20 protein-coding genes are annotated in these 21,536 nt (G+C 65.8%); 12 read left to right on the top strand and 8 right to left on the bottom strand.

Annotated features, from left to right (window positions below; genetic code table 11):
* Positions 1–114: 114 nt before the first annotated feature.
* Positions 115–459 (top strand): nucleotide pyrophosphohydrolase, encoded by a 345-nt coding sequence (locus DBV10_RS05525; RefSeq protein WP_370451103.1) that lies wholly within the window; start codon positions 115–117, stop codon positions 457–459.
* A gap of 23 nt (positions 460–482) precedes the next feature.
* On the opposite strand, the gene dld is transcribed toward DBV10_RS05525, so the two are convergent.
* From dld to DBV10_RS05490, 7 genes are all read right to left on the bottom strand, one after another.
* On the bottom strand, positions 483–2,258 hold the full coding sequence (gene dld / locus DBV10_RS05520) for a D-lactate dehydrogenase (RefSeq protein WP_124511444.1): 1,776 nt from the start codon (positions 2,256–2,258) through the stop codon (positions 483–485).
* Positions 2,255–3,394 carry an FMN-dependent L-lactate dehydrogenase LldD gene (gene lldD / locus DBV10_RS05515; protein ID WP_124511442.1) on the bottom strand — a complete coding sequence of 380 codons (1,140 nt, stop codon included), beginning with the start codon at positions 3,392–3,394 and terminating at the stop codon, positions 2,255–2,257. Before lldD ends, dld begins: the two co-directional genes overlap by 4 nt.
* Positions 3,395–3,582: 188 nt before the next feature.
* Positions 3,583–4,368: a transcriptional regulator LldR gene (lldR, locus tag DBV10_RS05510; protein WP_124511440.1), complete on the bottom strand. Its 786-nt coding sequence runs from the start codon at positions 4,366–4,368 to the stop codon at positions 3,583–3,585.
* Between the two features lie 22 nt (positions 4,369–4,390).
* Complete coding sequence (gene lldP / locus DBV10_RS05505) at positions 4,391–6,079, bottom strand: L-lactate permease (RefSeq protein WP_124511438.1); 1,689 nt, start codon at positions 6,077–6,079, stop codon at positions 4,391–4,393.
* 539 nt (positions 6,080–6,618) lie between these two features.
* A complete protein-coding gene (locus DBV10_RS05500; RefSeq protein ID WP_124511436.1) occupies positions 6,619–7,653 on the bottom strand; it encodes a DctP family TRAP transporter solute-binding subunit in 1,035 nt (344 codons plus the stop codon).
* Between the two features lie 40 nt (positions 7,654–7,693).
* A complete protein-coding gene (locus DBV10_RS05495; RefSeq protein WP_124511434.1) occupies positions 7,694–8,992 on the bottom strand; it encodes a TRAP transporter large permease in 1,299 nt (432 codons plus the stop codon).
* Positions 8,989–9,561: a TRAP transporter small permease gene (locus DBV10_RS05490; RefSeq protein ID WP_124511432.1), complete on the bottom strand. Its 573-nt coding sequence runs from the start codon at positions 9,559–9,561 to the stop codon at positions 8,989–8,991. Before DBV10_RS05490 ends, DBV10_RS05495 begins: the two co-directional genes overlap by 4 nt.
* A gap of 234 nt (positions 9,562–9,795) precedes the next feature.
* On the opposite strand from DBV10_RS05490, the gene DBV10_RS05485 reads away from it, so the two are divergent.
* From DBV10_RS05485 to DBV10_RS05460, 6 genes are all read left to right on the top strand, one after another.
* Positions 9,796–10,728, top strand: coding sequence for a LysR family transcriptional regulator (locus DBV10_RS05485; protein WP_124511430.1), 933 nt, complete (start codon positions 9,796–9,798; stop codon positions 10,726–10,728).
* Between the two features lie 178 nt (positions 10,729–10,906).
* A complete protein-coding gene (locus DBV10_RS05480; RefSeq protein ID WP_124511428.1) occupies positions 10,907–11,809 on the top strand; it encodes an amino acid ABC transporter substrate-binding protein in 903 nt (300 codons plus the stop codon).
* Between the two features lie 120 nt (positions 11,810–11,929).
* The gene (locus tag DBV10_RS05475; RefSeq protein WP_124511426.1) at positions 11,930–12,829 is read left to right on the top strand and encodes an amino acid ABC transporter substrate-binding protein; all 900 of its coding nucleotides are present in this window, start codon (positions 11,930–11,932) and stop codon (positions 12,827–12,829) included.
* Between the two features lie 112 nt (positions 12,830–12,941).
* Positions 12,942–13,700: an amino acid ABC transporter permease gene (locus DBV10_RS05470; protein WP_124511424.1), complete on the top strand. Its 759-nt coding sequence runs from the start codon at positions 12,942–12,944 to the stop codon at positions 13,698–13,700.
* A 1-nt stretch (position 13,701) separates the two neighbouring features.
* The gene (locus DBV10_RS05465) at positions 13,702–14,367 is read left to right on the top strand and encodes an amino acid ABC transporter permease (protein ID WP_124511422.1); all 666 of its coding nucleotides are present in this window, start codon (positions 13,702–13,704) and stop codon (positions 14,365–14,367) included.
* A 40-nt stretch (positions 14,368–14,407) separates the two neighbouring features.
* Complete coding sequence (locus DBV10_RS05460) at positions 14,408–15,145, top strand: amino acid ABC transporter ATP-binding protein (protein ID WP_124511420.1); 738 nt, start codon at positions 14,408–14,410, stop codon at positions 15,143–15,145.
* Positions 15,146–15,220: 75 nt separating this feature from the next.
* Here the strand turns inward: DBV10_RS05460 and DBV10_RS05455 are convergent, their stop codons facing one another.
* The gene (locus tag DBV10_RS05455) at positions 15,221–16,174 is read right to left on the bottom strand and encodes a MurR/RpiR family transcriptional regulator (RefSeq protein ID WP_124511418.1); all 954 of its coding nucleotides are present in this window, start codon (positions 16,172–16,174) and stop codon (positions 15,221–15,223) included.
* A 101-nt stretch (positions 16,175–16,275) separates the two neighbouring features.
* Here DBV10_RS05455 and DBV10_RS05450 point away from each other — a divergent pair, with 101 nt between their 5' ends.
* The 5 genes from DBV10_RS05450 to htpX all read left to right on the top strand — a co-directional run bounded on the left by DBV10_RS05450 (position 16,276) and on the right by htpX (position 21,501).
* Entirely contained in the window at positions 16,276–17,457 is a 1,182-nt protein-coding gene (locus tag DBV10_RS05450) for a M20 family metallopeptidase (RefSeq protein ID WP_124511416.1), read from the top strand.
* A gap of 47 nt (positions 17,458–17,504) precedes the next feature.
* Positions 17,505–18,497: a tripartite tricarboxylate transporter substrate binding protein gene (locus DBV10_RS05445; protein WP_124511414.1), complete on the top strand. Its 993-nt coding sequence runs from the start codon at positions 17,505–17,507 to the stop codon at positions 18,495–18,497.
* A gap of 119 nt (positions 18,498–18,616) precedes the next feature.
* Complete coding sequence (gene pyrC, locus DBV10_RS05440) at positions 18,617–19,669, top strand: dihydroorotase (protein WP_124511412.1); 1,053 nt, start codon at positions 18,617–18,619, stop codon at positions 19,667–19,669.
* The gene (locus tag DBV10_RS05435; RefSeq protein WP_124511410.1) at positions 19,654–20,418 is read left to right on the top strand and encodes a DUF3025 domain-containing protein; all 765 of its coding nucleotides are present in this window, start codon (positions 19,654–19,656) and stop codon (positions 20,416–20,418) included. The genes pyrC and DBV10_RS05435 overlap by 16 nt, the downstream gene beginning before the upstream one ends.
* Positions 20,419–20,616: 198 nt before the next feature.
* Positions 20,617–21,501, top strand: a complete 885-nt coding sequence (gene htpX / locus DBV10_RS05430; RefSeq protein ID WP_124511408.1) for a protease HtpX — start codon at positions 20,617–20,619, stop codon at positions 21,499–21,501.
* Positions 21,502–21,536 lie beyond the last annotated feature (35 nt).

Here is a 21,536-nt window from a genome sequence, read left to right as displayed (position 1 = left end):
GGTAAGTCGCTAATCAGGCAAAATGGCCTCTGGCGCTTATGGGGCAAGCGCAACAAGCTATCAAATATGTAGCAATTGCGGCAGGCGTGGCTTTGGCTGCGCCAGGGGCGTGGCATGACGCTGGACCTGGCCGACCTGCAGCAACGCCTGCGCGCCTTTGCCGCTGCCCGCCAGTGGCAGCCGTACCACACACCCAAGAACCTGGTCATGGCGCTGATGGTGGAGGCGGCCGAGCTGCAGGAGCTGTTCCAGTGGCTCACACCCGAGGAGTCGCAACAGCTCACCGCCGACCCGGCGCGCAAAGAGCGCGTGGGTGAAGAGATGGCCGATGTGCTGCTCTACCTGCTGCAGCTGGCCGACCACACCGGTGTGGACCTGCGCGATGCCGTGGAGCGCAAGCTGGTGAAGAACGCCATCAAGCACCCGGTGCCTCCCGTTGGCCCGGCTGCGGTTGATTGACCCAAACCGGTTAAGCGGCGCGCTCAGGCGTTCTCCGAATACCCCTTGGGCCAGCCGCCGCTGGCGTGGTTGCATTCCTGCCAGTCGCGCCCGCGCGGGGTGTGGCCGATGCCGGGGTTGAAGGTGTTGGTCGGGTCCAGCGACTGGTAGAAGCCCGCCAGCGCGGGCTTGGCCACGTAGAGGTGGCCCACGTTGTGCTCGGCCGGGTACTCGGCGCGGCGCTCGTCCAGCAGCTCCCACATGCGGTGCTCCATGGCCAGCGGGTCCACGCCCTTCTTCACGATGTAGTCCTGGTGGAACACATGGCAGAAGAAGTGGCCGTAGTACAGCTTGTGCACCACATCGCGCTCCACGTCCTGCGGCAGCTGCTCTACCCATGCACGGTCGTTGCGGCGCAGCGCAATGTCGAGCGCCACGATGTCTTCGACCTCGCTGCGGTGCACCTCGCGGTAGCGGATGGCGGCGCCTGCAATCGCAAAGCGGTGCAGGAAGGCCTTGCGCCCTTCGTCGGCATCGCACTCAAACCAGCCGCCTGCGGTGTGCGCGGGCGCAAAGTGCTCGGCCAGGAAGGCACGTGTGGCCTCCACCTGGTCATTGGAGACGCGCACCAGCAGGTGGTGTTCGTACAGGTCACGCCATTGGCGCACGCGCCGGGGCAGGTGGCTGGGCAGCAGGCGGGTCACGGCCTGGATGGCGTGGTCCACAAAGCCGCGCATGCCGATGCGTTCAAAGACACCGTCCCACTTGCTCTTGAGTGCAAAGGCCGCAGGCACGCGGGCCGTGCCAAAACGATCGATGAGCAGGAAGGTGTCCTTGCCGTACTTCTCGCCAATGTCGAACGCGGTGCGGTGGATGTATTCACCGGCAATGGGCGGGCGCGGCAGGGCGGTGAGCAGGTGGCGGCGCACGGCCGTGAGGTCTTCGGGCGCGTTGCTGCCGATGTAGAACACCGTGCTGGGTTCTTTGGGAAAGGTGTCGAGCCGCACGGCAAACAGGCACACCTTGCCGGCCGAGCCCGAGGCCTCGAACAGGCGGGACGGGTCGGCATTGAAGCGGGCGGGGCTGTCGGCGTCCACGGCGCGCACGTCCTGGGCGTAGCGGGCGTCCGATGCGGCGCGCTCAGGCTCATGGCGCACGTCGGCTTCGGTGTAGCTGCCGTTTTGCAGGCGGGTCAGGATGTCTTCGGGCGTTGGGCCTAGCTCGATGCCCAGGTGGTTCACCAGCTCCAGCGTGCCGTCACCCTTCACGCGGGCGTACAGCGCCAGCTCGGTGTAGGCGGGGCCCCGGCGCACCAGCGCGCCGCCCGAGTTGTTGCAGATGCCGCCCAGCACCGAGGCGCCGATGCACGACGAGCCAATGACCGAGTGCGGTTCGCGGTTGAAGGGGATCAGCGTCTGCTCCAGCCGGTCGAGTGTGGCGCCGGGCAGGCACACCACCTGTTCACCCCCGCGCACCACCTGCACGCCGGTGATGCGCAGCGTGTTCATGAGGATGATCTCGCGGTCGTACTGGTTGCCGTCGGGGGTGGAGCCCCCGGTGAGCCCGGTGTTGGCCGCCTGCATGATGACGATGCGGTCCGCCACCACGGCGGCCTGCAGCACCTTCCACTGCTCCAGCAGGGTGGCGGGCCGCACCACGGCCAGCACCGGGCCTTCGCCGGTGCGGTGGCCTTTGCGAAAGCGCCGGGTGGCCTGGTCGTCGGTCAGGACGTGGGCGGCGCCCACGGCATCGCGCAGTTGGGCCAGCAGGGCATCACGGGAGACGGGGGAGGCAGGGGAGATGGGGGTGGCGGCGTTCATGCTTCGCGCACCAGCAAGTCAGCGGAGATGTCGGCCACCTTGGCCACGCTGGTCAGGGTCATGGCCACGCGCATTTCTTTCTCCAGCAGCTCGAGCAGGTGCTTCACACCGGCCTCGCCCGCCGCGGCCAGCGCGTAGATGTAGGCGCGGCCGATCATGGCGCAGTCGGCGCCCAGGGCGATGGCGCGCACCACGTCCAGCCCGTTGCGGATGCCCGAGTCGGCCAGGATCTTGATCTGGCCTTTCACCGCGTCGGCAATGGCGGGCAGCGCACGCGCGGACGACAGCACGCCGTCGAGCTGGCGGCCGCCATGGTTGGAGACGATGATGCCGTCCGCGCCAAAGCGCACGGCGTCCTTGGCGTCTTCGGGGTCCAGGATGCCCTTGATGACCATCGGGCCCTTCCAGAAGGCGCGAATCCACTCCAGGTCTTTCCATGAGATGGACGGGTCGAAGTTGGCGCTCAGGTAGCCCATGTAGTCCTGCAGGCCCGTGGGGCTGCCACGGTAGGCTGAGATGTTGCCCAAATCGTGCGGGCGGCCCAGCAGGCCCACGTCCACCGCCCAGCGCGGGTGCGTCATGGCCTGCCAGTAGCGGCGCAGCGGTGCGTTGGGGCCGCTCATGCCCGAATGCGCGTCGCGGTAGCGTGCGCCCGGCACGGGCATGTCCACGGTGAACACCAGGGTGGTGCAGCCTGCGGCCTGCGCGCGCTCCAGCGCGTTCTGCATGAAGCCCCGGTCTTTCAGCACATACAGCTGGAACCACATGGGGCGCTGGAGTTTGGGCGCCACTTCTTCGATGGGGCAGACCGACACGCTGGACATGGTGAACGGAATGCCATGCGCATCGGCTGCGCGGGCGGCCTGCACTTCGCCGCGCCGGCGGTACATGCCGGTCAGGCCCACGGGTGACAGGGCCACGGGGATCGAGAGTTTCTCGCCAAACAGATCGATGCTGGTGTCGAGCTGGCTCATGTCCTTGAGCACGCGCTGGCGCAGCGCCACGGCGGCCAGGTCATCCACGTTGCGGCGCAGCGTTTGCTCGGCGTAGGCGCCGCCGTCGATGTAGTGGAACAGGAAGGGCGGGAGAAATTTTTGCGCTGCTGCGCGGTAGTCTGCGCTGGAGGAGATGATCACGATGGCTCTCTTATGTCGGGGTGGGTGGCTCGGCTGCGGGCCGCAGCGTTGGCGTTAGCACCCCGGCGCAGAGGTATCGAAACAGGATGAAAGTGATGGATTCGTGCCCAGGCCGAGGCGCAAACCGCAGACATAGCCGTAGCTATGGCGAGGATTTGCAACGACGGCATGGGTGCGAAGACACGCTTTCATGTTTCGATATCTCTGGGGTGGGGTGCTAGATCAAGGGGAAGGCGCGTGGAACGTTCGCGCCGTGCGCGGTCTTCGTCCATGCGCTGGATGGTGGCGCGCACATGCTCCAGGTGCTCGCCGATGCATGCACGCGCGCGCTGCGGGTCGCCGTCCAGAATGGCTTGCATCAGCGCCTGGTGCTGCGCCGTGAGCGCTTGCAGCGTGACGGGCGCACTCAGGCGGAACATGTCGTGGCGGTTGCGCTCCACGGTGGAGAGCACCACGGTGAACAGGCTGTGCATGACCTGCACCAGCACCAGGTTGTGCGAGGCTTCGGCAATGGCCAGGTGGAACTGCGCGTCGGCGCGCGCGGCCAGCTCGGCGTGGCCGCCTTGCTGGTGCTGCAGCATCACTTCAAAGCAACGCTGGATGTGCGCCTTGTCCTGCGCGGTGGCGCGTTGCGCTGCCAGCCAGGCGGTGCTGGTTTCCAGCGCGTGGCGCGTTTCCAGCACGTCGTAGCGGTAGTGGGGGTCGGATTCGATCAGGCCTGCCAGCGGCACCATGGCTTCCTGCAACCACTCGGCAGGTTTGTTCGATTGCTGCTGCACGTAGGTGCCGTCGCCGCGCCGGGCCGAGAGCACGCCCTGGCTGGTGAGCTTCTGGATGGCTTCGCGCACCGAGGTGCGCGACACCCCCAGCTCCTCGGCCAGTTGCCGTTCGGCGGGCAGCTTCTGTCCGGGCTGCAGTCCGCGGTCTTGCACCAGGGCAAGCAGTTTTTCGACAACGTGATCGGCTAGGCGCATGGGGGCTCTCAGATTCGGGGTTTCAATGACCCGGAATCATCCACGTAAACACATAGGCCTGCAGCGTGCAGAGGATGCCGATGATGGCGGCGAACACCAGGCTGTGCTTGACGGTGAAGCGAAACAGGTCCGATTCCTTGCCCGCCAGGCCCACAGCCGCGCAGGCAATGGCGATGGACTGGGGCGAGATCATCTTGCCGGTGACGCCGCCGGTGGTGTTGGCCGCCACGGTGAGCACGGGCGACAGGCCCAGCTGGTTGGCCGTGGTGGCCTGCAGCGCGCCAAACAAGGCGTTGGCCGAGGTGTCCGAGCCCGTGAGGAACACGCCAATCCAGCCCAGGAAGGGCGAGAAGAACGTGAAGGCCTTGCCGGTATGGGCCAGCGCCAGGGCCAGCGTGGCCGACAGGCCGGAGTAGTTGGCCACGAAGGCAAAGGCCAGCACCATGCCGATGGAGTAGATGGGGATGACCAGCTCGCGCACCGTCTCGCCCAGCGTGGCCACGGCCTTGGCGGGGGAGAAGCGGGCAAAGGCGATGGTCAGGATGGCCGCAATCAGGATGGCGGTGCCGGTGGCGGCCAGCCAGTTGAAGGTGTACACCGCGCCATATGGCGTGGCCTGTGCGACCACGGGGGGCATCTTGGCGACCAGCTTGTCCAGCATGGGCACGGGGATGCTGATGATGGTGGAGGCCAGGGGGCCGCCTGCGGCGAACAGCGCCTTGAAGGGCTTGATGCTCCAGATGGTGACCATGCCGGTCAGGATGATGAAGGGCGACCAGGCCTTGATGATGGCGCCTGCGGTGAGGGGCGCAGTGCTGGCGGCCACTGGCTTGGCAGCGGTGGTGTTTGCAGGGCTTGCCGTGCTGTCGCTGCTGTCAAAGCGGAAGATGCGCTTGGGCTGCCACACCTTGAGGAAGGCCGTGAGGGCAATCAGCGAGACGATGGCCGAGGTGATGTCGGGCAGTTCAGGGCCGATGTAGTTGGCGGTGAGGAACTGCACCACGGCGAACGAGCCGCCACCCACCAGCACGGCAGGCCAGGTCTCCTTCACGCCGCGCCAGCCGTCCATGATCGCCATGATCCAGAACAGCACCAGGATGGTCATGAAGGGCAGCTGGCGCCCGGCCATCTGGCCGATGAGGAAGGGGTCGATGCCCGACACCTGGCCGGCCACGATGACCGGAATGCCCATGGCGCCAAAGGCCACGGGGGCGGTGTTGGCGATCAGGCACAGGCCGGCGGCGTACAGCGGCTTGAAGCCCAGGCCCACCAGCAGCGCAGCGGTGATGGCCACGGGGGCGCCAAAGCCAGCCGCGCCTTCCAAAAACGCACCAAAGCAGAAACCCACCAGGATGAGTTGCAGGCGCTGGTCGTGCGTGACCGACAGGATGGAGCTGCGGATCACATCAAACTGCCCGGTCTTGACCGACAGCTTGTATAGAAACACGGCGGCCACAATGATCCAGGCGATGGGCCACAGGCCGTAGAAGAAGCCATACACGGCCGAGGCCAGCGCGGCGCTCACGGGCATCTTGTAGAACAGCAGCGCCACGCCCAGGGCCAGCAGCACCGTCACGGTGCCCGCCTGGTAGCCCTTGAGCCGCAGCTTGGTCAGGGCCAGAAAGAAAAAGACGATGGGGATGAGGGCTACGAGCGCGGAGAGCCAGATGTTCCCGGCCGGGTCATAGTTTTGTTGCCAGAGGGTTTGCATAACGGTAAGTGAGGCATTGAAACGCAGACAAGGGCCAGGGGCCCATGGCTTTCTTCACCGCAGTGGATGCGCCGCCTTGGGGGGCGGCGTTGTCTCCGGTGGCGCGCGGTGCGGGTCGGGAAGACCTGAGGGCGGGCCTGCATGAAAGAGCGCGTAGCGCCTTGCACTCACAGAGTGACGTTTTGCCTTATTGGTATGACCAAAAAATGCTCATCCGCGTGAAGTGGTCGGATTTTGGTCTTTATTGTTGTGTAAATTAATAGGGTTATTACTTAGTTTTGATTGGTGGTTTGTGTTTTTCTTAATTGGTATTACCAATTTGGCATTCAATCCTGAGCCAGGTCATGGGGGTTGGGGCGCAAGGCTGCTGGTTGCGCTGCCGGTTTGGCTGGCGGGGTGGCGCCATAAAACGTTGGGCCTCGCCCGCGTGGCCGCCCTGGGGCGCGCGTGGCCATCCTTCGGGCCGCTTCAATGCATGAAAAAAGCCCCTGGCGCTTGATTGGCAAGCGCCAGGGGCTATCGTTTTGGGAGCGAACGGCTTACTTGCGCGTGGCAATCGCCTTTTCCGCCGCAGTCACCAGGTCGGCGCCGATCTGGCCCTTCCACTTGTCGTACACAGGGCGCGTGGCCTTCACGAAGGCGTCGCGCTCGGCGGCGGAGAGCTGCGTCACGGTCACGCCATTGGCGGCGATTTCCTTGAGCAGGGGCTTGTCGGCTTCGACCATGCCTTTGCGGGCGATGGCGATTTCTTCCTTGCCAGCGTCGATGGCCGCTTGCTTGACGATCTCGCGGTCCGCAGGGGTCCAGCTGTTCCAGATGTCCTTGTTTACTACAAACACCAGCGGGTCGTTCACGTAGCCCCACATGGTGATGTGCTTTTGCGCCACGGTGTGCAGCTTGGCGGCCTGGTAGACGGCGATGGGGTTCTCTTGCCCGTCCACGGCGCCGCTGGCAAACGCGGGCTGGGCATCGGCCCAGCTCATTTGCGTGGGGTTGGCGCCCAGGGCGGTGAAGGTGTCGAGGAACAGGGGCGAACCCACCACGCGGATCTTCAGGCCCTTGAGGTCGGCCGGGCTCTTGATGGCCTGCTTGGAGTTGGAGATTTCGCGGTAACCGTTCTCGCCCCAGGCCAGGGGCATCACGCCTGCCTTGTCCAGCGTGGCGAAGATGCTCTTGCCCACGTCGCCCTGTGTCACGGCGTCCACGGCGGCGTAGTTGGGGAACAGGAAGGGCAGCGAGAACAGGTTCAGGGCCTTGACCTGCGGCGACCAGTTGATGGTGGAGCCCACGGCCATGTCGATCACGCCCTGGCGCAGCGCGCTGAACTCGCGCGTCTGGTCGCCCTGGATCAGCGAGACGCCGGGGTACAGCTTGATGTTGATGCGGCCGCTGGTGCGCTCGCGCACCTTGTTGGCCCACAGCTCGCCGCCCTTGCCCCAGGGGAAGGCCGTGCCCAGCACCAGCGACATGCGGTACTCGCTCTTGTACGCGGTCTGCGCGATGGCGGCGGGGGCGGTGAAGGCCAGGGCGGCCGCAGTGGCCACGGCCGAGGTCAGGAAGGTACGCAGTTTCATGGGGTCAGTCTCCTTTGTTGGAAAAATCAGTAAACCAATATCAGTAACCCATCTGGGCGGGCAGCCACAGGGCGAGTTGCGGGAAGGCAATCACGGCCACCATCACCAGGAACATCGCGAACAGCATCCAGCCCACCCAGCGCACGGTGGACTCCATGCGCACGCCGGCAATGCGGCAAGACACCATCAGGTTCACGGCCAGTGGCGGGGTGAACTGGCCCAGGGCCACCTTGAGGGTCAGGATCACGCCGAACCAGACCGGGTCCCATTTGTAGTGCTGCATGATGGGCAAGAGCAGCGGCACGAAGATCAGGAAGATTGAGATGCCGTCCAGGAACATACCCACGGTGATGAGCAGCACGATGAGCAGTGCCAGCACGCCGTATTCGCCCAGGCCCGAGTTCACGATGGCATTGGCCACCGGGTCGATTACGCCCAGTGTGGACAGCGAGTAGGCAAAGATGCCCGCGAGCGAGACCACGATGAGGATCACCGCCGACAGCTCGCCCGATTCGCGCAGGATGGGGAACAGGTCGCGCACCTTGATCGTGCGGTGGATCACCATGCCCACGAAGAGGCCGTAGAACACCGCGACCACGGCGGCTTCCGTCGGCGTGAACCAGCCTGCGCGCATGCCGCCCAGAATCAGCACCGGCGCGGCCAGGCCCCAGGTGGCCTCGCGCAGGCTCTTCCAGAACGGGGGGCGGGGCATGGTGGCTTCGAGTGCGCCCATCTTGTGTTTGCGCGCCATCCACACGGCGGGCACGATGAGCGCCACACCGGCCAGGATGCCGGGGATCATGCCGGCCGCAAACAGCGCGGGTACCGAGGCGCCCGGCACCAGCACCGAGTAGATGATGAAGGCGACGGACGGCGGGATCAGGATGTCGGTGGCCGCTGCCGCGCCCACCACGCTGGCCGAGAACGAAGGCGGGTAGCCCGCGCGCGACATGGCCGCGATCATCACGCCGCCCACAGCGGCCGCATTGGCCGGGCCCGAGCCCGAGATGCCGCCCAGGAACATGGCCACGGCAATCGCCACCAGCGGCAGCATGCCGGGGCCACGCCCGACCATGGAGACGGCAAAGTTGACGAGGCGCAGGGCCACGCCCGAGCGGTCAAAAATCGAGCCGACCAGCACGAACATCGGGATGGCCAGCAGCGGGTATTTGCCCAGCCCGGCATAGAAGTTCTGCGGCACGGCCAAGAGGCCGAACCATTGGCTGTCGGCATTGGCCAGCGCAATCGCGGCGGCACCGGCCAGCCCCAGCGCGGCGCCGATCGGCACGCCCACGAACATCAGGCCCAGAAAGGCCACAAACAGCAGGGTGGCGATCATGCTTGAGGCTCCTGCGGGTGGGCTTCAGCACCATCGGCACTACTGCGGCTGCGGCGGATAAACAGGCCCACGGCACGCGCCGTGATGAGGGCTGAGAACACGGGCAGCCAGACCGAGTACCACCACTGCGGCACGCCGATGCCGGGCGAGGTCTCGCCAAAGCGGTAGTCGTCCCACACCACGCGCACGCTCAGCACGGCAATTACGCCAAACAGCAGGGCCACGGTGGCCGCGCCCAGCATGGCCAGGCGCTTGCTGCGCAAGGCAGAGCCGCCTTCGGCAAAGTACTCGATGCGGATGTGCTGGTCGCGTGCCACGGCGGCAGAGCCTGCGATGAGCGCCAGCGCGATCATCAGGAACACGGAGATTTCTTCGGTCCAGGCGAACGAGGAATTGGTGAAGTAGCGCACCAGCACATTGGCAAAGGTGATGAGTGCGAGGGCGGCCATGACGAGGACGGTGAGCCAGTCCTCGAGCCGCAGGGAGCGCGGCTCGGTGTCAGGGCTCGCGGCAGCAGGGGCCGGCGCCGCGTCGGAGGCTGGGGCCTGCGCAGGGGAAGAGGAAGACATGGGTGCAGGGATGGAGGAGGACGAACATGCGGATGCGGGTTGGTCGCTCTGCCCGGCAGTGTTGTGCACCAGGGGCTGGGGAAATGCCCCCGAGCGCGAAAGCGCGGTTGGCGCCGCTGGGTATTATGGAATATGTTGCTAAGTGTGCACACCATTGGTGCGCCGGGGAGGCGCCAGGTAAACCCGCATATCCCCGCACTGCGCCCGGCAGGCCCCGCGCCGATAATGTGACCGATGGAAACCAAGTGGCTTGAGGATTTCGTCAGTCTTGCGGAAACGCGCAGCTTCAGCCGGTCCGCCCAGCTGCGGCATGTGACCCAGCCCGCGTTCTCGCGGCGCATCCAGGCGCTGGAGGCCTGGGCGGGCACCGATCTGGTGGACCGCAGCTCCTACCCCACGCGCCTCACGCCCGCCGGCAAGACGCTGTACGACCAGGCGCTGGAGATGCTGCAGGCGCTGCAGAACACGCGCGCCATGCTGCGTGCGCACACCAGCGCGGGCAAGGACATGATCGAGTTCGCCGTGCCGCACACGCTGGCGTTCACCTTCTTCCCGGCCTGGGTGTCGAGCCTGGCCGACAAGTTCGGCCCGTTCAAGAGCCGCCTGATTGCCCTGAACGTGCACGATGCCGTGATGCGCCTGGTGGAGGGCGGCTGCGACCTGCTGATCGCCTACCACCACCCCTCCCAGCCCTTCCAGCTCGATGCCGACCGCTACGAGATGGTGAGCCTGGGGCAGGAAGTGCTGTCCCCCTACAGCAAGGCCGACGCCGATGGCCAGCCCGTGCACCGCCTGCCGGGCCGCGCGGGCCAGCCGCTGCCCTACCTGGGCTACGCGCCCGGGGCCTACCTGGGGCGGGTGACCGAACTCATCCTCAAGCAGTCGCAAACCCCCATCCACCTGGAGCGCGTGTACGAGACCGACATGGCCGAAGGCCTCAAGGCCATGGCGCTCGAAGGCCATGGCGTGGCCTTTCTGCCGCACAGCGCCGTGAAGAAAGAGCTGCGTGCGCGCCGCCTGGTCAGTGCCGCCCCCTCCGAGGCCGAGGGCCTGCAAATGACCATGGATGTGCGGGCCTACCGCGAAAAACCTGCCGGCAAAGAGGCCCCCAAAGGCACGGCCCAGGCCCTCTGGACCTACCTCCAGGCCCAGGCAGGGTCATGCTAAGGGTAAATACGGATATAAACACTTTGCATAGTTGCGCCCGCAAACGGCATTGGAGTTTCATAGTAACGACACGTACAGTTCGCGCCATCGCTGGGCCGGTCGCCGCAGCGCGTGCCCTCGGCAGCCACGGTGGCACGAACATTGCAGACCCGATTCCATTCACACACCGGGACGTCGTATGAAAGTTCAGCATTGGAGATTCGCTAAGGGCCTGGCCGCCCTGGGCTGCGGCCTGCTGGCGGCGTCCGTGCAGGCCCAGACGGTGCTGGAGCGCGTGAGCGCCGGTGGCAAGCTCGTCATTGCGCACCGCGAATCGTCGGTGCCTTTTTCGTATGTGGATTCCAAGTCGGGCAAGCCCGTGGGCTATGCGGTGGACCTGTGCCTGCGCCTGGCCGACGTGGTGCGCAAGAAGACCGGCAAGAAGGACATGGAAGTCGAGTTCGTGGCCGTCACGCCCGCCAACCGCATTGCGATGATCGAGCAGGGCAAGGCCGACATGGAGTGCGGCTCCACCACCAACAACGCCGAGCGGCGCCAGAAGGTGGCGTTCACCATTCCCCACTTCATCACGGGCGCGCGCCTGCTGGTGAAGTCCGCCAGCCCCGTGGACAAGGTGGAGGACCTCAATGGCAAGAAACTGGTGTCCACCAAGGGCACCACGCCGCTCAAGGCGGCCGACCAGGCCAACCGCGAGCGCCTGATGGGCATCACCATCGTGGAAGCGCCCGACCACGCCAAGGCCGTGGAGATGGTGGAAAAGGGCGAGGCCGATGCCTTCGTGATGGACGACGTGCTGCTGTACGGCCTGGCGGCCGGTCGGCCGGACCCCAAGGCGCTCAAGGTGGTGGGCCGGTTCATGACCACCGAGCCGCTGGCCATCATGCTGCCCAAGAACGACCCCGAGTTCAAGAAACTGGTGGACGAAGAGATGCGCCGCCTCATCACCAGCCGCGACATCTACCCCATCTACGACAAGTGGTTCAACAAGCCCATCCCGCCCAACAACACCGTGCTGAACCTGCCGGTCAGCTATCTGTTGCGCGACTTCTGGAAATACCCTACCGATCAGGTCCCGTTCTGACTAATATCCTCGGGTACGTCGTCCCCCTTTTTTAGCGCCTTGGGCCTGCAGCTCGTGTGGACTGTGGGCCAGTCTCTAGAATTTCCCCCTTTTTTCTGTTTTCAACACAAGGAGATCCCTATGAAGAAACATTTGCTCGCGGTTGCTGTGACCGCCCTGGCTGCAGGCAGCGCGTTCGCCCAGGCCACGGATACCCTGGCCAAGATCAAGGCCTCGGGCAGCGTGACGCTGGGTGTGCGTGAGTCTTCGGGTCTTTCCTACACCCTGGGCAACGGCAAGTACGTGGGCTTCCACACCGAAATGGGTGAAATCGTCCTGCACGACATCCAGAAGGCGCTGGGCCTGGCCAAGCTGGACATCAAGTACCAGCCCGTGACCTCGCAGAACCGCATCCCCCTGGTGACCAACGGCACGGTGGACCTGGAGTGCGGCTCCACCACCAACAACGCCGCCCGCCAGAAGGACGTGGCTTTCGCTGTGACCACCTACGTGGAAGAAGTGCGCACCGCCGTGAAGGCCAACTCGGGCATCACGTCCATCAAGGACCTGAACGGCAAGACCGTGGCCACCACCACGGGCACCACCTCGGTGCAAACGCTGCGCAAGCACGAGCGCGCTGGCGGCATCGACTTCAAGGAAGTCTTTGGCAAGGACCACGCCGACAGCTTCCTGATGCTGGAAACCGGCCGTGCCGATGCGTTCGTGATGGACGGCTCCATCCTGGCCGCCAACATCTCCAAGTCCAAGGCCCCTGCCGACTACAAGGTCGTGGGCGAAGTGCTGTCGGTGGAACCCATCGCCTGCATGCTGCGCAAGGATGACGCTGCCTTCAAGAAGGCCGTGGACGATTCCATCAAGCGCCAGATCGCCGACGGCTCGCTGGCCAAGCTGTACGACAAGTGGTTCATGCAGCCCGTGCCTCCGACCAACACCAAGATCGGCCTGCCGATGTCCGACGCCACCAAGGCCGCCTGGGCATCGCCTAACGACAAGCCCATGGAAGACTACGCCAAGAAGTAATCTTCGCGACGCTTGTGCCCCTTCGGCCGGCTGGTTTGAAGGGGCTTTTTTGTTGGGCACGCCGCCAGGGCGCCGTGCCCGGCGCAATACCAAGAATTAAAGGGGTGCTCCTATGAGTTGGGATTGGCAGGTGTTCTGCCAGGACACCATGGACCGGGAAGTTGTGCAAAGCTGCTTTGGCAAGGGCGGCGAGATCACCTACCTGGACTGGATGCTGTCGGCCTGGGGCTGGACGGTGTCCGTTTCGCTGCTGGCCCTGGTGCTGGCGCTTGTGTTGGGCTCTTTCATTGGCACGCTGCGCACCTTGCAGGACCGGCCCATGATCGTTCGGCTGGGCAACGCCTGGGTCGAGCTGTTTCGCAATATTCCGCTGCTGGTCCAGATCTTTCTCTGGTACCACGTCATCCCCAGCCTGTTCCCTGTGATGAAGAGCGTGCCCGGCTTCGCCCTCGTGGTGCTGGCCCTGGGCTTCTTCACCTCGGCGCGTATCGCCGAGCAGGTGCGTTCGGGCGTCCAGGCCCTGCCGCGCGGCCAGCGCTATGCGGGCATGGCGATGGGCTTCACCACGTTCCAGACCTACCGCTATGTGCTGCTGCCCATGGCGTTCCGCATCATCATCCCGCCGCTGACCAGCGAGACGATGAACATCTTCAAGAACTCATCGGTGGCGTTTGCCGTGTCGGTGGCCGAACTCACGATGTTCGCCATGCAGGCGCAGGAAGAAACCTCGCGCGGCATCGAGGTGTACCTGGCGGTGACGGCGCTCTACGTCATCTCGGCGTTCGCCATCAACCGCATCATGGCCTTCATCGAGAAGCGCGTGCGCATCCCGGGCACGGTGGTCGCGGGTGCCGCAGGAGGAGGACATTGATATGAATCTCGACTTCTCCTTCTACAACTGGGACCTGATCTCCAACTTCGTGCTCAAGGGGCTGTATTTCAGCCTGATGCTCACGGTCATCGCCACCATTGGCGGCGTGTTCTTCGGCACCCTGCTGGCGCTGATGCGCCTGTCGGGCAAGAAGTGGCTGGATGTGCCCGCCACCATCTACGTCAACGGCATGCGCTCCATTCCGCTGGTGATGGTGATCCTGTGGTTCTTCCTGCTCGTGCCCGCCATCATCGGCCGCCCCATTGGCGCCGAGGTGTCGGCCATCGTGACCTTTATCGCGTTCGAGGCCGCGTACTTCAGTGAAATCATGCGCGCCGGCATCCAGTCCATCCCGCGCGGCCAGGTGCATGCCGGCCAGGCGCTCGGGATGACCTACGGCCAGAACATGAAGCTCGTGGTGCTGCCCCAGGCGTTCCGCAACATGCTGCCCGTGCTGCTCACGCAGACCATCATCCTGTTCCAGGACACGTCGCTGGTCTATGCCATTGGCGCCTACGACATGCTCAAGGGCTTTGAAGTGGCGGGCAAGAACTTTGGTCGTCCGATCGAGGCTTACCTGGCCGCTGCGGTTCTGTACTTCGTGATGTGCTACGCGCTGTCCTGGGCGGTCAAGCGCCTGCACCAGAAGATCGCGATCATTCGCTGATCGATGCCGGTGCAAAAGAGATTGGATTGAGGAAAAAGAAATGATCGAACTCAAAAACGTATCCAAGTGGTATGGCCCGGTGCAGGTGCTCAACGAGTGCTCGGCCACCATCAACAAGGGTGAAGTGGTGGTGGTGTGCGGCCCGTCGGGCTCGGGCAAGTCCACGCTGATCAAGACCATCAATGCGCTCGAACCCTTCCAGAAGGGCGAGATCACCGTCGACGGCGTGAAGCTGCACGACCCCAGCACCAACCTGCCCAAGCTGCGCAGCCGCGTGGGCATGGTGTTCCAGCACTTCGAGCTGTTCCCCCACCTGTCGGTGACGGACAACCTGACGATCGCCCAGATCAAGGTGCTGGGCCGCAGCGCGGACGACGCCAAGAAGCGCGGCCTGAAGATGCTCGAACGCGTGGGCCTGATCGCCCACAAGGACAAGTTCCCCGGCCAGCTCTCGGGCGGCCAGCAGCAGCGCGTGGCGATTGCGCGTGCGCTGTCGATGGACCCCATCGTGATGCTGTTCGACGAACCCACGTCCGCACTCGACCCCGAAATGGTCGGCGAAGTGCTGGACGTGATGGTGGGCCTGGCCAACGAAGGCATGACCATGATGTGCGTGACCCACGAAATGGGCTTTGCCCGCAAGGTGAGCAACCGCGTGATCTTCATGGACGTAGGCGGCAAGATCCTGGAAGACTGCTCCAAGGACGAGTTCTTCAACAACCCCGAGGCACGCCAGCCCCGCACGAAGGACTTTCTCAACAAGATCCTGCAGCACTGATGGGCAGGGCTGCCACGCAAAGAAAAAGCGCCTTCGGGCGCTTTTTCTTTGCGGGTTCTGGTGGGAGGCTCGGCGCTATGGCGTTGGGTTGGGCGCTTTGCGGCCGGGTTTGCGCCCCGCCGGGCCACTCCGGCCGGGGGGCTCGTCCACGATCAGCTGGGCTTCCACATCCTTCCACAGGTCGTCGCGCCGTTTCAGAGCTTCGGACACGGCCTCGTGCCGCAGCTGGGCCACGGCCGACACCAGGGCATTGCACACAAAGAACGCGGCGGTGTACGAGTCGAAGGGGGAGGCATTGGAGATGCGCACCTGCACGCGGTGGTGGGCCAGGGCCGCCAGCGGCGCGGCGGCGCTGTCGGTGATGGCCAGCACCTGGGCGCCCGCGTCGCGAAAGCGCTGTGCCACCTTCACCGGCCCGCTGGCATAGCGGCGGATGCTGAAGACCAGCAGCGTGTCCTCGGGCTGGATCCACAGCAATTGGTCGGTGGCGGCCACGGCGCCCGCGCCCAGCTCGTGCACTCCGGGGCGGCACATGTTCAGGTGCAGTGCGAGCCAGGCGGCCACGGGCGCGCTGTTGATCTGCGCGAGCACAAAGATGCGTCCCCGGCTCTGCGCGATGCGCGCGACGATGGCTTCGAACGCCGCCATGTCCAGCCCGTCGCGCGTGGCGGTGATGTTGTGCTGGTCGTGCAGCAAGGCGTCGTCCACACATTGCTGCAGGCTGCGCTCGGTGCCAATGGTGACAGGCGCGCGCTGCCCGGCGGTTTGCAGCAGCGCCGTGACCTCGCCCCGCGCCTCGCGCTGCGCCTCGGCATAGCTGGCGTAGCCCAGCTTGGCAAACAGCCGCACCACGGTCGAGGGGCTGGTGCCGTTGCGTGCCGCGAGCGCGGTGGCCGATTCGAGCAGCGCGTGCGGGTAGTCGCGCCCCAGGGCATCGGCCAGGGCGCGCTCGCTGGCGGTCAACTTTCCACCCTGCCGGGACAGGCGTTCCGTCAGCAGGGTGGTGGGCGATTGCAACGATGATTTCATTAATTTCCCTTGTTTGCAAAAAGTATTGCAAACGATGCCGGTGCATGCAACACTGCGACCCAAATTTTGCCCCGGCCCGGGGCGTGCCCCAAAGGAAAAGCATGCACGAAACCCTTGAAAACTCTGGCGCGCAGGTGCAACAGCCCGCTGCCACCCCGGCGCTGGACTGGCTGGCCGACCAGGGGCTGGCGATGCAAGACCTGTTGCAAAAGGTGGTCAACATCGATAGCGGCAGCCGCGACGAAGCGGGCGTGACGGCCGTGGCCCATGCGCTGGCCGAGCGCCTGCTGGCCGCGGGCGTGCCGGTGCAGTTCGAGCCCGTGCCCGGCTATGGCGTGCTGCTGCACGCCCAGGTCAACGCGGCAGGCGAGGGCGCGCCCATCGTGCTCATGGGCCACATGGACACGGTGTACCCCGCCGGCACGGTGGCGCGCCGCCCCTTCCGCGTGGAGGATGGCCGGGCCTACGGCCCCGGCGTGGCCGACATGAAGTCCGGCCTGGTGCTCAATGTGTTTGTGGCCGAGGCCTTTGCGCGCTGCGGCGGCCTGAGCGCGCCGCTGCACCTGTTCTTCTCGTGCGATGAAGAGATCGGCTCGCCCGCTACGCGCGAACTCATCATGGCCCGCGTGCGCGGCGCGCGCGCCGTGCTCAATGCGGAGCCCGGCCGCGTGAGCGGCAACGTGGTCACCAGCCGCAAGGGCTCGATGGTGGTGGAGTTCGAGGTGCAGGGCGTGGCCGCGCACGCCGGCATCAACCACGCCGCGGGCGCCAGCGCCATCGAAGCCCTGGCGCGCAAGACGCTGGCGCTGCACGCACTGACCGACACGGCCACCGGCGTCACGTGCAACGTGGGCGTGGTGCAGGGCGGCATCGTGCCCAACATGGTGGCCCCGCATGCCAAGGCCGAGGTGGACCTGCGCTTCACCGCCGACACCGACCCCGACGCCCTGCTGGAGCGCGTGCGCGCCATCGTCGAGGAGGAATCCGTGCCCCGCACCCAGGGCCGCATCACCACCGCGCGCCGCACCCTGCCCATGAAGCCCACACCCGACTACCTGCTGGCGCTGTACCAGCAAGGCGCGCGCACGCTGGGCTTCGAGGTGGCGGGCGAATTCACCGGCGGTGCGGCCGACAGCGGCCTCACGGCCTCGGTGGGCGTGCCCACGCTGTGCGCCACCGGCCCCGTGGGCGGCCACCCGCACACCGAGCGCGAGTACTGCGAGCTGGCCACCTTTGTGCCGCGCGCGCAGGCCGTGGCGCTGGCCGTGCTGGGCCACCCCTGATTCCCGCTTTTCCTCCTTCTTGTTTTTTGCGTTTTTTGACGACCGCCATGAACCACACCCCTTCCCGCCGTCACCTCCTGTCCACGGGCCTTGGCCTGGCCGGCCTTGCCGCAGCGCTGCCCGCATGGGCACAGGACAAATTCCCTTCGCGCCCCATCACGCTGGTGGTGCCGTTTCCGCCCGGTGGTTCGGTGGACATCATGGCGCGCCAGTATTCCGAACCCCTCTCGCGCGTGCTCGGCGTGCCCGTCATCGTGGAAAACCGCGCGGGCGCGGGCGGATCGGTGGGCGCGCAGTATGTAGCGCGTGCCAAACCCGACGGCTACACGCTGGTGGTGTCCTCGCAAAGCAGCCACCTGGCCAACCCGCTCACCCAGGCCAAGGTGGGCTACGACCCGATCAAGGATTTCGAGAACATCGCCATCCTGGGGCGCCAGCCCAATGCGCTGGTGGTGCACAGCAGCCTGCCGTTCAAGACCTTCAAGGAATTCATCGACTACGCCAAGAAGAACCCCGGCAAGCTCAACTACGGCAGCGGCGGTGTGGGCAGCATGGGCCAGCTCAATGTGGAGATGCTCAAGGTGTCCACAGGCGTATTCACCACGCACATCCCTTACCGGGGAGGCACGCCGCTGATCACGGGCGTGCTGGCCAATGAGGTGCAATTCATCCTCGACAACCTGGTCATCATGCTGCCCCATGTGCTGGCCGGCAAGGTGCGTGCCCTGGCCGTGGCCTCCGACCAGCGCCTGCCGCAGCTGCCCGACGTGCCCACCATGGCCGAGGTGGGCCACCCCGAGCTCAACCTCACCTCCTGGACCGGCCTGGCCGCGCCCGGCGGCACGCCCGATGCCATCGTGCAGACGCTGTACAAGGCCATGCGCCAGGTGGCCACGTCGCCGGCCATGCTGGCCAACCTCAAGGAGCGCGGCGTGATCGCGCCGGAAGAAATGACGCCCGTGCAGTTCGAGAAAATGATGGCCGAGCGCATGGTGAAATTCGGCGAAGTGGTGCGCAAGGCTGGCATCACGGCCGAGTGAGGTGTGGGGCGAGTGGGGTTGAAGTGTTTTGGGGCTCCAGCGCAATTCAGCCAAGCGCTAGCAGCTATTGAAAACATAGCATTCGGAGGGGCGCATTGCGCAATGGGACAATGCAGGCCATGACTGCCGCACCCTCCACCCCCGTTCAGACCCTCACCATCACCCGCCCCGACGACTGGCACTTGCATGTGCGCGACGGCGAGCCGCTCGCCACCGTCGTGCCGCACACGGCCGCGCAGTTCGGCCGCGCGATCATCATGCCCAACCTGCGCCCGCCCGTGACCACGGCCGCGCAGGCCCTGGCCTACAAGCAGCGCATCCTGGCCGCCGTGCCCGCCGGTGTGCAGTTCGAGCCGCTGATGACGCTGTACCTCACCGACAACCTGCCCGCCGAAGAAATCGCGCGCGCCAAGGATGCGGGCGTGGTGGCCTGCAAGCTCTACCCCGCCGGCGCCACCACCAACAGCGACGCGGGCGTGACCGACCTGCGCAAGACCTACAAGACGCTCGAAGCCATGCAGAAGGCCGGCCTGCTGCTGCTGGTGCATGGCGAAGTGACCAGCAGCGACATCGACCTGTTCGACCGCGAAGCCGTGTTCATCGAGCAGCAGCTCATCCCGCTGCGCCGCGACTTCCCCGAGCTGAAGATCGTCTTCGAGCACATCACCACCAAGGATGCGGCCGACTACGTGGCCAGTGCTGACCGCTTTACCGCTGCCACCATCACCGCGCACCACCTGCTGTACAACCGCAACGCCATCTTCATCGGCGGCGTGCGCCCGCACTACTACTGCCTGCCCGTGCTCAAGCGCGAGACCCACCGCGTGGCGCTGGTGCAGGCGGCCACCAGCGGCAGCAGCAAGTTCTTTTTGGGCACCGACAGCGCGCCGCACCCTGCGCACCTCAAGGAACACGCCACCGGCTGTGCCGGCTGCTACACCGCCCACGCGGCCATGGAGATGTATGCCGAGGCGTTCGACACTGTCGGCGCGCTCGACAAGCTCGAAGGTTTTGCCAGCTTCCACGGCCCCGACTTCTACAGCCTGTCGCGCAACACCGGCACCATCACCCTGCGCCGCGAGTCCTGGACGCCGCCCGAGAGCTTTGCGTTTGGCGAGGCCAACCTCAAGCCCCTGCGCTCCGGTGAAGCGCTGCCGTGGCGGCTGGTGTAAGCGAAGCCTTCGGCCGCATCGACTGGAACGCTCCTTGGCTGCAACCCTGGCGTGGCCAGGGCGAGCCCGTGGCACAGCGGGTGCAGGGCGCTCAGGCGGTGCACCAGGCCCTGCAGGCCGCCGCGCCGCCAGACGTGCCCGTGGGCTTCGTGCCGCACGATGCACTGCCCGACGGCATGGCCTATGAGCAGTACATCGGGGGCACCCGCCGCGTGCCCACCCGCGACAATCTGCACGACTTCTTCAACGGCCTGGTGTGGCTGCATTTTCCGCACACCAAGCGGCGCCTGAACGAGTTGCAGGCGGGCGCCATCGCCACCGACGGCGTGCAGGCCGTGCGCGGGCCGCTGCGCGATGCGCTCACGGTGTTCGATGAAAACGGCGCGCTGCTGCAGGCGCCGGATGCCCTGTGGGACGCGCTCAGGGCGCGGGACTGGCAGCAGCTGTTTCTCGATCTGCGCCCGCTGTGGGGCCAGGCCCGCCTGGTGCTGTTCGGCCATGCGTTGCTCGAAAAGCTGGTATCGCCCCGAAAGCCCATGGTGGCGCACGTCTATCCGGCGCCATCAGCTATTGAATCCATAGCAGCGCTGGATGCCTGGCTCGCGCAGGACATGTCGCCATCGGCCTGGGCGGCCAAGCCCTTCACGCCGTTGCCGGTGCTGGGTGTGCCCGGCTGGTGGGCTGCCAACGAGGCGCCGGGGTTCTACGCCGATGCCCAGGTGTTCCGGCCGCCACGGGGCGTTGGTTAATTCCCGTCAAGGCTTGTGTGATAAGGCCCTGGCGGGGCTTTGCACCTACCATAGCGCGATGAAATCGCGGCCATGGAGGGATGCCAAGGGCCCGCAGCGGTCCCCATGGCATGGGGTGCGGCGCTTGAAGCGCAGCCCCCGGCCCCCATCTGAGCTTGCAGACACTTGTTGTTGTTTACCCCACGGAGAATTCAATCCATGAAGCGGATCCTTTTGTTTGTGATGACCAACCTGGCCGTCGTTGTCGTGCTGGGGGTGGTGGCCAGCCTGCTGGGCGTCAACCGCTACCTCACGGCCAACGGCCTGAACCTGGGCGCGCTGCTGGGCTTTGCGCTCATCATGGGCTTTGGCGGCGCCATCATTTCGCTGCTCATCAGCAAGCCCATGGCCAAGTGGACCTCGGGCGTGCGCGTGATCGACGGCTCCGGCTCGCCCGACGAGCGCTGGATCGTCGAGACCGTGCGCAAGTTTGCCGACCAGGCCCAGATCGGCATGCCCGAAGTTGGCATCTTTGAAGGGGACCCCAATGCGTTTGCCACGGGCGCGTTCAAGAACTCGGCGCTGGTGGCCGTGTCCACCGGCCTGCTGCAGGGCATGACGCGCGACGAGGTCGAGGCCGTGATCGGCCACGAAGTGGCCCACATCGCCAACGGCGACATGGTGACCATGACGCTGATCCAGGGCGTGATGAACACCTTCGTGGTGTTCCTGTCGCGGGTGATTGGCTACGCGGTGGACAGCTTTCTGCGCAAGAACGACGAGAACAGCTCGGGCCCCGGCATCGGCTACTACGTGACCACCATCGTGCTCGACATCGTGCTGGGCTTTGTGGCCGCGATGATCGTGGCCTGGTTCAGCCGCCAGCGCGAGTTCCGTGCCGATGCGGGCGCCGCCCAGCTCATGGGCCGCCGCCAGCCCATGATCAATGCGCTGGCCCGCCTGGGCGGCATGCACCCCGGCGAGCTGCCCAAGAGCGTGGCTGCCATGGGCATCGCCGGTGGCATCGGCAAGCTGTTCAGCACCCACCCGCCCATCGAAGAGCGCATTGCCGCGCTGCAGAACGCGCAGCAGCAGCAGGGCTGATGGGGCGGGGCTGGGGCCCCGCTCTCCACCCCGCA

The organism is Acidovorax sp. FJL06, assembly GCF_003852545.1.
Taxonomy (GTDB): domain Bacteria; phylum Pseudomonadota; class Gammaproteobacteria; order Burkholderiales; family Burkholderiaceae_C; genus Acidovorax.
This window is presented reverse-complemented; position numbering and strand designations above follow the sequence as displayed.

Bases quoted from the DNA above. Each gene is read 5' to 3' on its own strand.
- DBV10_RS05525 (WP_370451103.1), top strand. From the start codon at position 115: ATGACGCTGGACCTGGCCGACCTGCAGCAACGCCTGCGCGCCTTTGCC.
- dld (WP_124511444.1), bottom strand. From the start codon at position 2,258: ATGAACGCCGCCACCCCCATCTCCCCTGCCTCCCCCGTCTCCCGTGAT.
- lldR (WP_124511440.1), bottom strand. From the start codon at position 4,368: ATGCGCCTAGCCGATCACGTTGTCGAAAAACTGCTTGCCCTGGTGCAA.
- lldP (WP_124511438.1), bottom strand. From the start codon at position 6,079: ATGCAAACCCTCTGGCAACAAAACTATGACCCGGCCGGGAACATCTGG.
- DBV10_RS05500 (WP_124511436.1), bottom strand. From the start codon at position 7,653: ATGAAACTGCGTACCTTCCTGACCTCGGCCGTGGCCACTGCGGCCGCC.
- DBV10_RS05495 (WP_124511434.1), bottom strand. From the start codon at position 8,992: ATGATCGCCACCCTGCTGTTTGTGGCCTTTCTGGGCCTGATGTTCGTG.
- DBV10_RS05490 (WP_124511432.1), bottom strand. From the start codon at position 9,561: ATGTCTTCCTCTTCCCCTGCGCAGGCCCCAGCCTCCGACGCGGCGCCG.
- DBV10_RS05485 (WP_124511430.1), top strand. From the start codon at position 9,796: ATGGAAACCAAGTGGCTTGAGGATTTCGTCAGTCTTGCGGAAACGCGC.
- DBV10_RS05480 (WP_124511428.1), top strand. From the start codon at position 10,907: ATGAAAGTTCAGCATTGGAGATTCGCTAAGGGCCTGGCCGCCCTGGGC.
- DBV10_RS05475 (WP_124511426.1), top strand. From the start codon at position 11,930: ATGAAGAAACATTTGCTCGCGGTTGCTGTGACCGCCCTGGCTGCAGGC.
- DBV10_RS05470 (WP_124511424.1), top strand. From the start codon at position 12,942: ATGAGTTGGGATTGGCAGGTGTTCTGCCAGGACACCATGGACCGGGAA.
- DBV10_RS05465 (WP_124511422.1), top strand. From the start codon at position 13,702: ATGAATCTCGACTTCTCCTTCTACAACTGGGACCTGATCTCCAACTTC.
- DBV10_RS05460 (WP_124511420.1), top strand. From the start codon at position 14,408: ATGATCGAACTCAAAAACGTATCCAAGTGGTATGGCCCGGTGCAGGTG.
- DBV10_RS05455 (WP_124511418.1), bottom strand. From the start codon at position 16,174: ATGAAATCATCGTTGCAATCGCCCACCACCCTGCTGACGGAACGCCTG.
- DBV10_RS05450 (WP_124511416.1), top strand. From the start codon at position 16,276: ATGCACGAAACCCTTGAAAACTCTGGCGCGCAGGTGCAACAGCCCGCT.
- DBV10_RS05445 (WP_124511414.1), top strand. From the start codon at position 17,505: ATGAACCACACCCCTTCCCGCCGTCACCTCCTGTCCACGGGCCTTGGC.
- pyrC (WP_124511412.1), top strand. From the start codon at position 18,617: ATGACTGCCGCACCCTCCACCCCCGTTCAGACCCTCACCATCACCCGC.
- htpX (WP_124511408.1), top strand. From the start codon at position 20,617: ATGAAGCGGATCCTTTTGTTTGTGATGACCAACCTGGCCGTCGTTGTC.